Genomic DNA, 15,753 nt, shown 5'->3' with positions numbered 1-15,753 from the left:
CTGACGGCCGCGACCCGGCGCACCCGGGGGGACGCGGTCCCGAGACGACCGCGCAGCCCAGGCCGTCCGGGTACCGACCGGTCCGGACGCACGAAGGGCGGGCACCGTCGGTGCCCGCCCTTCGTGCACGGTCCCTCGCGGGACCGGTCGAGCCGTCAGCGCTCGGTCGCCTCGCCCGCCGTCTCGAGGACGGGAGCGTCCTGCGCGAGGGGAGCGACGCCGTCGGACAGGACCGCCGGGGCCTCCACGACCGCCGGCTTGCGGAGCAGGAACGACAGCCCGACCGCGACGAGCATGACCACGGCGCCCCAGACGAACGCCGAGGACACACCGTCGGCGAGGGCGACCTGCGGGCTCGCGCCCTCCGCCGCCCGGGCGACCTCGTGCGACGTCATGACGGCGATGAACAGGGCCGTCCCCGCCGCGCCCGCGAGCTGCTGCACCGTGCCGATCATGGCGCTGCCGTGCGAGTACAGCGACGGCCTGAGCGCCGAGAGGGCACCCGTGAACAGCGGCGTGAACACGAACGCCAGACCCAGGCTCAGCACGACGTGCGCGCCCAGGACGAACCACGGCGACGTCGTCGCGCCGACCGTGGTCAGCGTCGCGAGGGAGACCGCGACCGCGCTGAGCCCAGGCAGGACCAGCGGGCGCGGGCCCAGACGGTCGTACAGGCGACCGACGGTCGGGCCCAGCAGACCCATGATCAGGCCGCCCGGCAGCATCAGCAGACCCGTGTAGACCGGGTCGAGCCCCAGCGAGCTCTGCAGGTACAGCGGCAGCAGGATGATCGAGCCGAACAGCGCGATCATCGCGACCGACATGATGCCGAGCGACACCGTGAAGCCGCGCGAGGAGAACACGCGCAGGTCGAGCAGCGCCGCGTCGCGCCGCTGCAGCACGAGCTGACGCGCGACGAACAGCACGAGGAACACGGGCCCGACGACGAGCGGGATCCACACCGGCACGGCCGGCGTGGCGCGCGCGGCCTCACCCAGGTTGGACAGGCCGAACACCAGGCCACCGAACGCGAGGACGGCGAGGAACAACGACAGCGGGTCGAGGCGGGTGTGCGTCCGGTCTGCCGAGTCCTTGACGTACCTCGCGCCGAACGCGAGGGCGACGAGGGCGATCGGCAGCACGAGGCCGAAGATCCAGCGCCAGGACAGGGTCTCGAGGATCAAGCCGGACAGCGTGGGGCCCAGCGCCGGGGCCGCTGCCATGACGATCGCGACGTTCCCCATGATCCGGCCGCGGGCCGACGGCGGGACGAGCGTCATGATCGTCGTCATGAGCAGCGGCATCATGATCGCCGTGCCCGACGCCTGCACGACGCGCGCACCCAGGAGCCAGCCGAAGCCCGGTGCGAACGCCGCGAGAGCCGTACCCGCGCTGAACAGGGACATCGCGAGCAGGAACGCCCCGCGGGTCCCGAGACGCTGGAGCAGGAAGCCCGTCGCCGGGATGACGACCGCCATCGTGAGCATGAAGGCCGTGGTCAGCCACTGGCCGGTCGACGCCGTGATCCCCATCTCCTCCATGAGGTGAGGGAGAGCGACGCCCATGGTCGTCTCGTTGAGGATCACAACCGACGCCGAGACCAGGAGGAGGGCGATCACGAGGAAGTTCTCCCGCGACAGCTTCTCCGAGACGGGTAAGGACGGGGCGGTGCTCTGCGGTACCTGCATGGGCTCTCCTGTGGTGTCGGTGCGCACTCACGCGACGGGGGACGGCGCGCAGCGAGGGGGGGGAGCGTCGGTCGGGATGTCGTACGCCCTACGAGAACTACGCTCACCCATCCTCGGATATTCCCCCGGTCCTGACGACTCCTTTTCCGGACAGGACTCATCGGCGGCACGACGGCGGGTCGCCGCGGTACCGGGGTGGTGCGAAGGACGAGCGGGTGGGCTGCCTCAACCCGCCGCGGGGTGCCCGTCGGGAGCCGCCTCGGGAAGGGGAGCGGCGCCGTCGGGCCCTGCGGCGTGACGCGCGCCGAAGCGGCCGAAGACCAGCGCGGCGGCCGCGTACGCGACCGCGAGGACCACGAAGACCGGACGCGAGTACCCCGTGTCCGGCAGCGTGAACGCCGCGAGGGCCGCGGCACCCACGAACGCCGCGTTGTACAGGACGTCGTAGAACGCGAAGGCCCGGCCCCGGAAGGCGTCCGCGGTGTCGCGCTGCACGATCGTGTCCACCGCGATCTTCGTCGCCTGCGCCGCGAGGCCCAGCAGCAGGGCGCCCGAGTACACGATCGTGCGCGACGGCGTCGTAGCCAGCAGGAGCTGGCTCAACGCGGCCAGACCCAGCATGAGCGCGATCCACAGGTGCGGCCCGGTGTACCGCGAAAGCGTCGGGGTCAGCACGACGGCGAGCGCACCACCGACCCCCGTGAGCCCCACGACCGTCGCGAACGTCGCCAGGCCCGCGTTCGTGTTGCCCGGGTCCGAGAGCAGGTTGCGCGAGATGAGGATCGACGCGATGAACGTGACGCCGTACAGGAACCGGTGCGTCGCCATGACCACGAGGGCCTGGCCCGGCGTGCGGCGCGCGACGAGATAGCGGGCGCCGTCCGCGAGCCCGCGCGCGACCTTCGCGATCTCCGTCGTGATCGCCGCCTCCGCCGGCTTGTCCGGCCCCAGCAGCCCGCGCGACATGCGCAGCGCCAGCAACGACGCCGCCCCGAACACGAGGGCCGCGCACACCAGCGCCACCGAGTCCTTCTCGCGCCCCGGTTCGAACGTCAGGCTCAGCAGGAAGCCGATGCCACCGCCCACGAAGGCCGCCGCGGCGCCCAGCGTGGGCGTCAGAGAGTTCGCCGTGAGCAGCAGCGGGCCGTCGACCACCCGGGGCAGGCCCGCCGACAGGCCCGCGAGCAGGAAGCGGTTGACCGAGAGCGTGGCCAGCGCCAGCACGTAGATCCACGGGGTCACGCCCGTGGTCAGCATGAGGACCGCGGTCGCGGCCGTCAGGACCACACGCACCGCGTTGCCCCACACCAGGACCTGACGGCGGCTCCACCGGTCGAGGAACACGCCGGCGAACGGACCCACGATCGTGAACGGGGCCAGCATCACCGCGAACGCGGCGGCGATCGACGCCGCCGTGCCCTGGGACTCCGGGGAGAAGAAGAGGAGCGACGCCAGCCCGACCTGGAACATCCCGTCGCCCGCCTGGCTGACGAGCCGGACGGCGAAGAGCTTCCTGAAGTCGCGCAGCCGAAGCAGGACGCCGAGTTCCGAGATCACACCCACCGGTTCAGGGTATGCGGTGGTGAGAGCGATCCCCGCCCCGGTACGGCCCGACGGCGGCGCGCCCCTCCGGATCCGGGGGACCACCGGGGCGCGGGGGTGGGGTGGGCAGGGGCTCGTCCCGCGGGTGAGGTGGGCAGTGGCCGGACCCGGCCGGTGAGACGGGTGGTTCGGTCCGAGACGGGTGCCTGGGGCACCGTCCGCACGACCGATCTCCCATCTCGTCCCCGTGCCCCGTGGCCCGGGCGAGCCGACGGGAGCCGGGAGCGGCGCCGTCGGGCCCTCGGTGCGAGGCACAGCCGGGCATGCGAAGAGGGTCCGGAAACCCTCAGGTTCCGGACCCTCCTCGTGAGCGTGCGGATCAGCGCAGGTACTTACGGTCGCGCTGGTCCTGCACTCCGTGACGGCCGAGGGCCCGGCGAGAAGCATGCCGGGCCCTCAACCTCCACTACGTTCCGGATCAGCGCTCGTTCTCACCGGAGATGAAGGCCTCCAGAGCCGCACGGCCCTTCGTGTCCTCCATCTGGACCGGCGGGGACTTCATGAAGTACGTCGACGCCGAGAGGATGGGGCCACCGACACCGCGGTCCTTGGCGATCTTCGCGGCGCGCACGGCGTCGATGATGATGCCGGCCGAGTTGGGGGAGTCCCAGACCTCGAGCTTGTACTCCAGGTTCAGGGGCACCTCGCCGAACGCGCGGCCCTCGAGGCGGACGTACGCCCACTTGCGGTCGTCGAGCCACGCGACGTAGTCCGACGGGCCGATGTGGACGTTGCGGTCCTCGGTCTTGCCACCGAGGGGACCCTCGAGGTTCGACGTCACGGCCTGCGTCTTCGAGATCTTCTTGGACTCGAGGCGCGTGCGCTCGAGCATGTTCTTGAAGTCCATGTTGCCGCCGACGTTCAGCTGGTACGTGCGGTCCAGCACGACGCCGCGGTCCTCGAAGAGCTTCGCGAGCACACGGTGCGTGATGGTCGCGCCGACCTGCGACTTGATGTCGTCGCCGACGATCGGGACACCGGCGGCCTCGAACTTCGCGGCCCACTCGGGGTCGGAGGCGATGAAGACCGGCAGGGCGTTGACGAACGCGACGCCCGCGTCGATCGCGCACTGCGCGTAGTACTTCGCGGCGATCTCCGAACCGACGGGCAGGTAGCAGACGAGGACGTCGGCGCCCGACTCCTTGAGCGCGGCGACGATGTCGACCGGCTCGGCGTCGGACTCCTCGATGGTCTCGCGGTAGTACTTGCCGAGACCGTCGTTCGTCACACCGCGCTGGACGGTGACACCCAGGGGCGGCACGTCGGCGATCTTGATCGTGTTGTTCTCCGAGGCGTTGATCGCCTCCGAGAGGTCGAAGCCGACCTTCTTGGCGTCGACGTCGAAAGCGGCGACGAACTCCAGGTCGGACACGTGGTAGTCACCGAACTGCACGTGCATCAGTCCGGGCACGGTGCTGCTCGGGTCAGCATCGCGGTAGTAGTGCACGCCCTGGACCAGGGAAGATGCGCAGTTTCCGACGCCAACGATGGCGACGCGGATGGAGGACATCCTCGCTCCTTGCTGTCAGTGCCGGGGGCGCTGCGCGCCGACGGCTTCGTAGTTAGTGGTTGTCTTGCCCGTGATGGTTCTCGGGGCCGCTCGACGGCCGGGTGCGACGACGGTCGCGCTCGGTCGTGATCAGTCCGTCGAGCCAGCGAACCTCACGTTCGACCTGCTCGAGGCCGTGACGCTGCAGCTCAAGGGTGTACTCGTCCAGCCGCTCGCGGGTGCGGGCGGCGGACTCCTTGACCGACTCCAGCCTCTCGGTGAGCCGGGTGCGCCGGCCCTCGAGGATGCGGAGACGGGTCTCGGCGTCGGTCTGCGCGAAGAACGCGAACCGGACGTCGAAGCTCTCGTCCTCCCAGGCCGCCGGTCCCGAGGTCGCGAGGACCGTCTGGAGACGTTCCTTGCCCTCGGCCGTGAGCTGGTACACGATCCGGGCACGCTTGCCGGACAGTGCGTGAGGAGGGGTGGTGGGGGACTCGGTGCCGACGATGTGGCCGTGCGCGACCATCGCCTTGAGCGCCGGGTAGAGAGAACCGTAGGAGAAGGCGCGGAACGAGCCGAGCATCAGGTTGAGCCGCTTGCGCAGCTCGTACCCGTGCAGGGGGGACTCGTTCAGGAGGCCGAGTATGGCGGTCTCCAGCACGTCCGAACGACTGCGTGCCATGACACCTCCTCCTCCGACGGGACCGTGGCCGCGCGGAGGGCGGTTCGGGCTTGCTCACCTACTCGATGTATCGAGTCGATACATCGACAGGCTAGGTGCAATCGGACCGCTGCGCAATGCGCCGGTGCATAGAACGCTGTGCGGGCCTCACGACCTACCAGATGTGAAGGACTGGCGGAACTGCAGCGGGGCTGTGGCGAAACAATGCTTCTCCCCCCGTACAGGTCCTTGTCCTCACGGACTGACGGCCTATTGTTCAGGGTGGTCCGATGCATGTCCCGCGTCCCCGTCGCCCTCCCCCCTGGGCGCAGCGCGGTCCGGTCCGGACCAGAAGTGACCCCCAGAGGAAGGTGAACCGTGGCGAGCTCCGCGAGGCAGACGAAGGGCACGGCGCGCACCGCCGACGCAGCCCGTACGGGCACGACGGCGCGCAAGCGCCGCTTCTTCAACTACCCCCGGTCCCACGTCAAGGGGTTCCGCCGCTGGCTCCCGTCGTGGCGCGTGCTCCTCGGGACGTTCCTGGCCGGTGTTGCGCTCGTCGCCGGTGTGTTCATCGCCGCCTACGCGACGACGTCGGTCCCGAAGGATCCCGCGTATGCCGTGCAGAACCAGAAGACCACGGTGTACTACGCCGACGGGGTCACGGAGATCGGGACCTTCCAGGAGGAGAACCGCGTCATCGTCCCCTTCGAGACGCTCCCCGACTACGTGGGCAACTCCGTCGTCGCGTCCGAGGACGCCAGCTTCTGGGAGAACTCCGGCATCGACGTCAAGGGCATCGGCCGCGCCGTCGTCAACAACCTCACGGGCGGTGCCCGGCAGGGCGCCTCGACCATCACCCAGCAGTACGCCGAGCGCTACTACTCCGACGAGACGATCTCCAGCTACGTGGGCAAGTTCCGCGAGGCGATGCTCGCGCTGCGCCTGACGCAGGAGCAGCCGAAGGAGGAGATCCTCGGGAACTACCTCAACACGATCTACTTCGGCCGTGGCGCGCACGGGATCGAGGCTGCGGCGCAGATGTACTTCGGCGTTCCCGCGGCCCAGCTCACCATCTCGCAGGCGGCGATGATCACCGCCGTCATCCCGAACCCCACGAACTACGACCCCGCGGTCAGCCCCGAGGTCGCGCAGGCCAAGTGGGAGCGTGTCATCAACCGCATGGCGGACCAGGGATACATCACGCCCGAGGAGAAGGCAGCCGCGGCGTTCCCCGAGGTCAAGGAGAAGGTGCAGACCAACACCAAGGGCGGTCAGGCGGGCTACCTCCTCGACCTGGTCGAACGCGAGTGGGTCGCGGCCGGGAACGACCCGGGGGACCTGCAGGTGAAGGGGTACACGATCGTCACGACGATCGACAAGGCCATGCAGGATCTCGCGGTCCAGACGGCGGAGACCACGATCCCGCGTGAAGGCGACTACGCGGCCTCGCCGTACCTGACGCCCTCGATCGTCTCGATCGACCCGGCGGACGGCGCGGTCAAGGCCGTGTACGGCGGGCCGGACTTCGTGACCAGGTCGTACAACTCGGCGACGCGAGGAGTGGCGCAGGCCGGTTCGACGTTCAAGCCGTTCACGCTCGTCGCAGCGCTCGAGAAGGGCATCGACCTGTCGACCACGTACGACGGCAACAACGCTCGCCAGGTCCCCGGCTTCTACGACGGCGACCGCAAGGTCGTGAACTTCTCCGACGCGAGCTACGGGCAGATCGACCTCGTGAAGGCGACCGCGAACTCCGTCAACACGGTGTACGCGGAGCTCAACATGGAGGTCGGTCCCGAGCAGACCGTGGACGTGGCCGTCCGTGCCGGCATCCCGCAGGAGACGCAGGACCTCGCGGCCGTCCCGTCGAACGTGCTCGGCTCTGCGTCGGTGCGACCGCTGGACCTCGCGCACGCCTACGCGACGTTCGCCGCGCAGGGTTACGAGTCGACGCCGCACGTCGTGCAGTCGGTCAAGATGCTGAGCAACCAGGCCGAGATCTGGGAGCCTGCCGGGCGCAACGGGAAGGTCTTCGAGCCCGACGTCATGGCCGCGGCGACCTACGCGATGACCCAGGTCGTCGAGCAGAAGGGTGGTTCGGGCGAGTTCGCCCAGGCGCTGGACCGTCCGGTGGCCGGCAAGACGGGCACCTCGAACGACAACAAGTCCGCCTGGTTCGCCGGGTACGTGCCCCAGCTCGCGACCGTCGTGGGTCTCTACCAGACCAACGAGGAGACGAAGACGCAGGAGTCGATCACGTCGTTCGGCAAGTGGGCCGAGAGGCGCAAGCCCGCCCCCATCACGGGTGGTACGTGGCCGGTCGAGGCGTGGACGGGGTACATGCAGGGCGTCATGGCGCTGCCGCAGTACGCCGACGTCCAGGAGTTCCCGCAGTACACGCCCAAGAAGCCGGTCCCGACCGAGACGCCGAGCGAGGTGCCCACGGAGATCCCGCCGGTCGAGGAGCCCGTGGTGCCCGATCCCGTCGAGCCGACCACGCTGACGGTGCCGACCGACCTGGTGGGCAGGTCGAAGGACGACGTCGCACAGATCCTGGCCGGGATGGGGCTCGAGGTGAGCTTCACGGAGGACTGGTCCGACCAGCCCCCAGGGGTGGTCATCCGGGCTCCCGGAGGCAAGGCCGTCGAACAGGGCTCCCGTGTCTCGATCGTCCTGTCGAAGGGACCCAAGCCCGTCGCGCCGACACCGACACCGACCCCGACGCCCACGCCCAGCGTCCCACCCGAGGACGCCGCCGCCGTCCCGGGGTCGAACGGCGGGGGCAGGACGAACTAGCGCCGGCCCGTGCGGCGGCACGTACCGTGCCGCCGCACGGCCCCAGATTTCCCGACCCCGGCCCTGACCGGGTACCTTGGGATCTTGCTGTGTCTCGATCCGTGCTGCCATCAGCACGGGGACGGCACAGCGACGCACAACCCTCCTGTCACGGAGAGACCGTGACCGCTGAGTCCGCAGGAGGTGGGTTAACCGCATGCGTCAGTACGAATTGATGATCATCCTCGACCCCGAGATCGAGGAGCGCACCGTTGCTCCGTCGCTCGACAAGTACCTGACGGTCATCAAGACCGACGGTGGCACTGTCGACAAGGTGGACATCTGGGGCCGTCGCCGCCTGTCCTTCGAGATCAACAAGAAGTCCGAGGGCATCTACGCCGTCGTCGACTTCACCTCGACGTCGGACACGGCCAAGGAGCTGGACCGTCAGCTCGGCCTCAACGAGGTCGTCCTGCGCACGAAGGTCCTGCGCACCGACGCTCGCTGATCGCCTCGCACGTCTGACTTCCCTCGCGCCGTCCCGGTGCCCTGCGCGTCCTCACGGACGCCGTCAGTGGCACGTGGTGGGATGTCCGCGGACGGGGGTCATCCCCTTCGAAGTTTCTTCGATACGTAACGAACAATGAGGAGCTGGCATGGCTGGTGAAACCGTCATCACGGTGGTCGGAAACCTGACCGGGGACCCGGAGCTTCGCTTCACCCCCGCAGGGGCTGCCGTCGCCAACTTCACCGTGGCGTCCACGCCGCGCACCTTCGACCGCCAGAGCAACGAGTGGAAGGACGGCGACACGCTGTTCATGCGCTGCTCGATCTGGCGCGAGGCCGCGGAGAACGTCGCCGAGTCCTTGACCAAGGGCATGCGCGTGATTGTTCAGGGCCGTCTGGTCCAGCGTTCGTACGAGACCCGCGAGGGGGAGAAGCGCACAGTCGTCGAGCTGCAGGTGGAGGAGATCGGTCCTTCACTGAAGTACGCCTCCGCGAAGGTCACCCGGGCCCAGCGCTCGGGTGGCGGCAACTTCGGTGGTGGCGGCGGCGGTTTCGGCGGCGGCGGCGCTTCGAGCGGCGGTGGTTTCAGCGCTTCCGGCGGTGGCCAGCAGAACAACGACGACCCGTGGGCCACGGCTGGCCCGGCGTCGTCGGGTGGGTCCTCGTTCTCGGACGAGCCCCCCTTCTAGTCACCGCTCACCCCAGACAAACCCTTCCCGGCAGGGCAGGTGCCCGACGACGGCACTCGCCCCGGCCGGGGATAGCACCTTGTGAAGGAGCAACACCATGGCGAAGCCAGTGGTGCGCAAGCCCAAGAAGAAGTCCAACCCCCTGAAGTCGGCGAAGATCGAGTCGGTCGACTACAAGGACACGACCCTGCTGCGGAAGTTCATCTCCGACCGCGGGAAGATCCGTGCCCGTCGCGTGACCGGCGTCTCCGTCCAGGAGCAGCGTCAGATCGCACGTGCCGTCAAGAACGCTCGCGAGATGGCGCTCCTGCCGTACTCGTCGTCCGCACGCTGATCGAGAGGGGATAGAACATGGCAAAGCTCATTCTGACCCACGAGGTCACCGGCCTGGGCGAGCCCGGCGACGTGGTCGAGGTCAAGGACGGGTACGCCCGTAACTTCCTCGTGCCCCGTGGCCTGGCGACCGGATGGTCCAAGGGCGCCGAGTCGCAGATCTCTGCGATTCGCAAGGCTCGTAAGGCTCGCGAGATCGCGACGCTCGACGAGGCCAAGGCGACGCGCGACTCGCTGCAGTCGAAGCCTGTCGTCGTGCAGGCCAAGGCGGGCCAGGGCGGCCGTCTGTTCGGTGCCGTCACCACCGGTGACATCGCCGAGGCCGTCAAGGCCGCCGGCGGCCCGTCCGTCGACAAGCGCAAGATCGAGATCGGCCAGCCGATCAAGTCGACCGGTTCGTACACGGTCACCATCCGCCTGCACGCCGAGGTCTCGGCGAACATCGCGGTCAACGTGGTGGCTGCCTGATCGACTGATCGCCCCTGTCCCGTGAGGGATGGATGGATCGGAGATCTCACCCGACGGCCCGGTCCCCTCTGCGGAGGGGGCCGGGCCGTCGGCGTTGCCCGGGACGTGCACCGGCGCCTGGTCGTGCTCGCGCGCGTGCGACCGGTGTCCGCGCCAGGTGGGGCGGGGCGGCGTGGTAGGGGCGGTCTGCTCAGCGATCGACGGCTGCTGCCGGAGTCCCTTCGAGGGCGAACCTGGGTGTCCCCGGTGCACCGGAGAGCTCTCGTCGTTGCTCCTGCAGGTCGCTCAGGGCGGTGCGGGCCGGTGCCTCCTGGAGCAGGAACAGGCTCTCCGTGAGAGCTTCGGCCCGGACGCGCAGGCCGGCATCGGTCGCCGCGGGGAACGGGGTGCGCCGCCCCGTGGCGAGTGCGAGCTCGAGCGTGCCCTGCCGATGCGTCCGCGAGAGCCGCGAGGAGGCTGCGGCCTCGACCATGACCTCGAGCACACGGTCGGCTGCGCTCCGGGCGGCGTCGCGCAGGCTGCGCAGGTCCGGTCCCTCGCGCAGGATGCGGCCGACGGCGAGCTGTTCGACGACCTCGAGCAGGGCGAGGAGCTCGGGCACCTCCCCGGCGGCGACGGTGGTGACGCGCAACGCCGAGTAGGGCTCGCGTGAGACGAGTCCCTCCATGACGAGGATGTCGAGCGCCGCCTTGGCCGTGGGGCGGGCCACGCCGTACTCGTTGGTCACGCTCAGCTCGGAGACGCGATCCCCACCCGGGGGGTCCCCACCGAGGATGCGGTCTCTCAGATGCTGTGCGAGCTGTTCTGCAAGTGGTCCTGCACGCCGTGCCATGGTCATCCCTCCCTGCTCATCGTATGACGATCCAGCTAGTATGGCCGAGTGGCGCGAAGCGGCGTCAGGACGACCAGGGAGGGTGAGTGCGCGACGTCACCGGCGGACGTGGGATCTCCCCCGTGACGGGCTTCGTCGCGCGTCGCCGTCGGGTCTTCCTCGTCGCCTACCTCGGCTACGCCGCGTGCTACCTGGTGCGCAACAACGTCGCGGTCGTGAGCGAGCTCCTCACGCGCGAGCTCGGCGTCAGCGTGACCCAGGTCGGGGCCCTGCTCGCGGGATTCACCCTCAGCTACGGGCTCGGCAAGCTCGTCATGGGCGTGGTCGTGGACCAGCTGTCCCTGCGCTACGCGTTCGCATGGGGACTGGGGATCTCCGCCGTGCTCTGCTGCGCGATGGCCTTCCTGCGCGACCCGTGGGCGCTCGGCCTCGCGCTCGTCCTCATCGGCCTCGTCCAGGGCGCGTGCGCGCCCGCAGCGCTCGCGATGATCGGGGCCTGGTACCCGCCCGCACAGCGTGGGAGCAGGGTCGCGGTCTGGAACACGTCGCAGAACGTGGGGGCGCTCGCCCTGCCGATGATGATCTCGGGAGGACTCGCGCTGACCGGCCCCACGGACTGGCGGATCGGTTTCTGGGCGCCCGGGCTCGTCGCGCTCGCGTGCGCGTTCCTGGTGGGCAAGGTCGGTGGCGAGCGCCCGTGGCAGGAGGGGTACCCGACCCTGCGGACCCTCTACGGGGCGGACGCGAACCCGGGACTCACGGTGCCGGGGGAGGTGTCGTACTGGAAGCTCGTGCGCGTGCACGTCATCGGCAACCGGGTGCTCGGCCTCCTGCTCGTGCTCAACTCGTTGCTCTACCTGCTGCGGTTCGGTGTCCTGAACTGGATCCCGATCTACCAGATCCAGGAGAACAGCCTCACGCAGTTCGAGGCGTCGCTGGCGATCACCGCGTTCGAGTGGGGAGCCATCCCGGGGTCGTTGGTCTTCGCGGTCGTCGCGGCGCGCTGGCCCGACCGTATGGCGACGGCCGCGACGGTCGCGGTGCTGCTGCTCGGGGTGGCGGTCGTCGTCTACTCCGCGAGCGGGACGGCCGACATGGTCGTCGCGGCGGTCGTCCCGCTCGGTGCGCTGGTGTACGGGCCCCAGGTCATCGTCAACGTGCTGACCCTGAACTTCGTGTCGCCGCGCGCGGTGGGGGTCGCGGTCGGGTGGGTCGGGCTGGGGGGCTATCTCGTCGGGGCCCTCCTCGCCAACACGGCGATCCCTCGCATCGCCGAGCGGTCGACGTGGGACGTGAGCCTGTGGGTGCTGGTGGCCGTCTGCGGGGCGTGCGCGCTGATCTGCCTGCGGCTGCGGCGCCACGAGATGGGCCTGGGCATCGGGGGGTGACGTCCGGGCGGGGCGGCGGTGCCCCGCCCGGACGGTCGGTCGTGCTCTCAGGCAGCGACGATGCGGCGCTCGTAACGGGAGAGCGAGAGGTACAGCGCCCCGCCGAGGACGGCGAAGGCGGAGAGCACCAGGAAGCTGGCGTTCCAGCTCAGGCGCTCGGCGAGGATCGGCATGACGAGGTTCGCGGCCATCTCACCGACGATGTAGCCGAAGAGGCCGACGAATCCGACGGCCACCCCGGCGGCCTTCAGCGGGACGACGTTGAGCGTCATGATGTTCACGATCAGCTGGGGCCCGTAGATGAGCGCCCCCATGACACCGCTGATGACGAGCAGGGCCGGGTAGCTGGTGTTGCCCATGTAGAGGTACACGGCGGCCGCGAGCACGAGCAGGCCGATCCCGCCGACGAGAGCCTGCTTGTTCGGCATCTTGACGGCGATCCACGCGAAGAAGAAGCAGCCCGGGATCGCGACCCACTCCAGGAGCGCGAACGCGGTCAGGTACTGGGCCTCGGAGAAGCCCATCTCCGTCCCGAGGAACGCCGGCATCCAGTTGAGCACGCCGAACCGCACGAAGTAGAGGATCGCGTTGATGAGGCCGATGGTGAGGACGACCTGCGACGTGAGCACGTAGCGCACGAAGCTGCGCAGGTACGACTCGTCGGGGACGACCTCGACCTGGGGCTCGCCCGCGGCACCGTACATCGTGGAGAGACGGTCGAGGCCCTCGCGGTCGGGGCGGTCGCCGCCGAACTTCCAGAAGATGAAGCTCAGGCCGAGCACCAGGATCCCAGGGATCAGGAAACCGATCGAGGTCGAGCCGGGGCTCACGGTCGTCACGAGCCAGGTCAGCAGGAGGGGGAGCCCTGCGCCGCCCAGGTTCTGCGACGTGTTCCAGATCGCGATGCCCGAGCCGCGTGACTTGTTGGGGTACCAGTTGGCGATCATGGCCATGGACGACGGAGCGAGCGCGCCCTGCACGACGCCGAGGGCGAGCATGAGCCCGAAGAGCAGGTAGAAGTTGTCGACGTACCCGATGCCGATGCACAGGACCGCGGAGAGGCCGAGGCAGCCGGCGAAGATGCGCCTGAGGCTCACCCGGTCCGCCAGCGCCCCCATGAAGAACTTCGCGAACCCGTAGGTGATGGTGAAGGCCGTGAGGATCAGGCCGACCTGGCTGAGCTCCCAGCCGTTCTCGAGGCGGATCGTCTCGCTCTGCAGCTTGAAGTTGTTGCGCACCATGTAGGCGCACACGTACCCGACGTAGGCGACGAGGAAGACCACCTTGCGCCGGGACATGTAGGTGGAGAACTTCTCGGGCTGCTGCCGCTGGTACTGGTCGATGGGCTGTTCGCCGGGCTTCCCGTCGGCCGCTGCGGCGATGGTGCTCGTGCTCGGGTCTGTCATCAGTCACTCCCTCGTGCTAGACGTGTGAGTGGATTGTATGACAATCGAGTAGAGCTGAGTATCCCGTGGTCGACGACGGGCGAACGAGGTGCGGCGGCCGAGCGTCGGCGCCGCTGCCGGTGCCGCTGCCGGTGCCGCCGCCGGTGCCGCTGTCGGCGCCGCTGCCGCCGAGCGGTCGGTCAGGGAGCCCCGGTGACCATCCAGCGGTCGCCGCGCGCACGGAGCCCCGTCGTCAGGGCGCGCGCCGCCATGAAGACCCCCGCGAAGGCTGCCCACAACCACGCGAGCCCAGCGGCGCCGTCGGGCGCGAGAGCGCGGACCGCCAGGGCGACCGGGACGTACACGACGAACGTGACCATGCCCGCCCACGCGAGGTAGCGGCCGTCCCCGGCGCCGATGAGCACCCCGTCCAGGACGAACACCCAGCCCGCCATGGGCAGCAGCAGCCCGCACACGGCCATGCCGAGCGCGACCGCGGTGCGCACGTCCGGGTCGGACGTGAAGAACAGCGCGAACCACCAGCCGCCCACGGCCATCACGAGGCCCAGCAGCGCGCCCGCCGCGACGCCCCACTGGAGCGTGCGGCGCAGCACCGAACGGACGTGCGAGCGGTCGCCCGCGCCCAGGCCGTGGCCCACGAGGGCCTGCGCGGCGATCGCGAGGGCGTCGAGCGCGAAGGCCGCGAGCCCCCACACCGACGCGACCACCTGGTAGCCCGCGAGCGTGACCTCGCCCAGGCCCGTCGCGACGAAGACCGTCAGGAGGATCGCGAGGCGCAGTGAGAGCGTGCGCACGAACAGCGGCGCGCCCGCGCGCGCGTTCGACCAGATGCCGCCCGCGGCGGGGCGCAGAGACGCGCCCTCGCGTCGGGCACCGCGCACGACGACGACCGCGAGCACCGCGCCCATCGTGAGCTGAGCGACGGCCGTCCCGATGCCCGAGCCCGCGATCCCCAGGCCCACGCCGTACACGAGGACGACGTTGAGGACCGCGTTGAACGTCGCGCCGCCCGCGGCGACGTAGAGGGGCGTGCGGGTGTCCTGCAGGCCGCGCAGCACGCCCGTGGACGCCAGCACCACGAGCATGCCCGGCAGTCCCAGCCCGGACCAGCGCAGGTACACCAGGGCGTGCTCGGCGACCTCGCCCGTGCCGCCCATCGCGCCGATCGCCCACCCGCCACCGATCCACAGGGTCGCCGCGAGAACCAGGCCCAGGCCGAGCGCGAGCCACATGCCGTCGATCCCCGACTGGAGCGCCTCGCGCCGGTGGCCCGCGCCGATGCGTCGGGCCACGGCCGCGGTGGTCGCGTACGCGAGGAAGACGCACAGTCCCACGAGGGTCAGCAGGACCGTGGAGGCCAGGGAGAGCCCGGCCAGCTCGGCGGTCCCCAGGTGCCCGACGACGGCGCTGTCCACGAGCACGAAGATCGGCTCCGCGACGAGCGCCCCCAGGGCGGGGATCGCGAGGGCCAGGATCTGCCTGTCGATGAGACGCCGGCTCGGGGGTGCATCGCCTGTGGACGACGGCTGCCGGTGCGGGCCCTCCTCGGGGGCCGGGGAGCGGCCCCCGGGTGAACGGGGTGAACGATCGGCGTCGGCGGGCTGACCGGGAGCGGGCCGGGGTACGTGCGGCGTGTCGCCGGAATTTCTTTCGTCCACACCCCTGAGCCTAGTGAACAGGCTGCTCATGGACGTGTACAGGGGACAACTCGTCAGTTGTCCACATGGTTGTCCACATGCCTGTGAACAGGCTGGCGGGGTCTGTCCACAGGCTGTCCACACCTCTGTGAACAGGGTCGTTTGCGGGGGATGGAAGCGCGATCTACTGTCGCTGAGTCGTGCATGCTCGGGCCTACGGACGGTCGACGGTGCAGCACCACACGACACCCCTCGACGACGCGGGCTCAGGACGT

Annotated in this window: 13 protein-coding genes; 6 read left to right on the top strand and 7 right to left on the bottom strand. The window is 69.8% G+C overall.

The genetic code is table 11. The features are described 5' to 3' along the window. Window positions 1-155: 155 nt before the first annotated feature. The 4 genes from ACFVQ3_RS03165 to ACFVQ3_RS03150 form a co-directional block, all read right to left on the bottom strand. Complete coding sequence (locus ACFVQ3_RS03165) at window positions 156-1,688, bottom strand: MDR family MFS transporter (RefSeq protein ID WP_387634967.1); 1,533 nt, start codon at window positions 1,686-1,688, stop codon at window positions 156-158. Window positions 1,689-1,913: 225 nt separating this feature from the next. Beyond that, window positions 1,914-3,245 carry an MFS transporter gene (locus ACFVQ3_RS03160; RefSeq protein WP_387634965.1) on the bottom strand — a complete coding sequence of 444 codons (1,332 nt, stop codon included), beginning with the start codon at window positions 3,243-3,245 and terminating at the stop codon, window positions 1,914-1,916. 463 nt (window positions 3,246-3,708) lie between these two features. Then, entirely contained in the window at window positions 3,709-4,800 is a 1,092-nt protein-coding gene (locus tag ACFVQ3_RS03155; RefSeq protein ID WP_191791221.1) for an inositol-3-phosphate synthase, read from the bottom strand. Between the two features lie 52 nt (window positions 4,801-4,852). Then, a complete protein-coding gene (locus ACFVQ3_RS03150) occupies window positions 4,853-5,461 on the bottom strand; it encodes a PadR family transcriptional regulator (RefSeq protein ID WP_387634963.1) in 609 nt (202 codons plus the stop codon). A 357-nt stretch (window positions 5,462-5,818) separates the two neighbouring features. Here ACFVQ3_RS03150 and ACFVQ3_RS03145 point away from each other — a divergent pair, with 357 nt between their 5' ends. The 5 genes from ACFVQ3_RS03145 (at window position 5,819) to rplI (ending at window position 10,215) form a co-directional block, all read left to right on the top strand. After that, entirely contained in the window at window positions 5,819-8,239 is a 2,421-nt protein-coding gene (locus ACFVQ3_RS03145; RefSeq protein ID WP_387634960.1) for a transglycosylase domain-containing protein, read from the top strand. Between the two features lie 196 nt (window positions 8,240-8,435). Next, window positions 8,436-8,726 carry a 30S ribosomal protein S6 gene (gene rpsF, locus ACFVQ3_RS03140; protein WP_030152648.1) on the top strand — a complete coding sequence of 97 codons (291 nt, stop codon included), beginning with the start codon at window positions 8,436-8,438 and terminating at the stop codon, window positions 8,724-8,726. 148 nt (window positions 8,727-8,874) lie between these two features. After that, window positions 8,875-9,414, top strand: a complete 540-nt coding sequence (locus ACFVQ3_RS03135) for a single-stranded DNA-binding protein (RefSeq protein ID WP_387634956.1) — start codon at window positions 8,875-8,877, stop codon at window positions 9,412-9,414. Window positions 9,415-9,511: 97 nt separating this feature from the next. Beyond that, window positions 9,512-9,748: a 30S ribosomal protein S18 gene (gene rpsR, locus ACFVQ3_RS03130; RefSeq protein ID WP_030152654.1), complete on the top strand. Its 237-nt coding sequence runs from the start codon at window positions 9,512-9,514 to the stop codon at window positions 9,746-9,748. A gap of 17 nt (window positions 9,749-9,765) precedes the next feature. Further along, the gene (gene rplI / locus ACFVQ3_RS03125) at window positions 9,766-10,215 is read left to right on the top strand and encodes a 50S ribosomal protein L9 (protein WP_138827012.1); all 450 of its coding nucleotides are present in this window, start codon (window positions 9,766-9,768) and stop codon (window positions 10,213-10,215) included. A 190-nt stretch (window positions 10,216-10,405) separates the two neighbouring features. Here rplI and ACFVQ3_RS03120 read toward each other — a convergent pair whose 3' ends face one another. Continuing rightward, window positions 10,406-11,047, bottom strand: coding sequence for a GntR family transcriptional regulator (locus tag ACFVQ3_RS03120; RefSeq protein WP_387635140.1), 642 nt, complete (start codon window positions 11,045-11,047; stop codon window positions 10,406-10,408). Between the two features lie 86 nt (window positions 11,048-11,133). Between ACFVQ3_RS03120 and ACFVQ3_RS03115 the strand changes: the two genes are divergently transcribed. Then, the gene (locus ACFVQ3_RS03115) at window positions 11,134-12,435 is read left to right on the top strand and encodes an MFS transporter (RefSeq protein WP_387634953.1); all 1,302 of its coding nucleotides are present in this window, start codon (window positions 11,134-11,136) and stop codon (window positions 12,433-12,435) included. 47 nt (window positions 12,436-12,482) lie between these two features. On the opposite strand, the gene ACFVQ3_RS03110 is transcribed toward ACFVQ3_RS03115, so the two are convergent. Together ACFVQ3_RS03110 and ACFVQ3_RS03105 are read right to left on the bottom strand one after the other, a co-directional pair. Further along, window positions 12,483-13,841, bottom strand: a complete 1,359-nt coding sequence (locus ACFVQ3_RS03110; protein WP_387634950.1) for an MFS transporter — start codon at window positions 13,839-13,841, stop codon at window positions 12,483-12,485. A gap of 179 nt (window positions 13,842-14,020) precedes the next feature. After that, window positions 14,021-15,529 carry an MATE family efflux transporter gene (locus ACFVQ3_RS03105; RefSeq protein WP_387634947.1) on the bottom strand — a complete coding sequence of 503 codons (1,509 nt, stop codon included), beginning with the start codon at window positions 15,527-15,529 and terminating at the stop codon, window positions 14,021-14,023. Window positions 15,530-15,753 lie beyond the last annotated feature (224 nt).

Origin of the sequence: Oerskovia sp. NPDC057915 (genome assembly GCF_042887685.1) — a bacterium.
In the GTDB taxonomy this organism is placed as follows: Bacteria; Actinomycetota; Actinomycetes; order Actinomycetales; family Cellulomonadaceae; genus Oerskovia.
The sequence above is the reverse complement of the archived record's forward strand: the minus strand, read 5'-3'. Positions and strand labels throughout refer to the sequence as shown.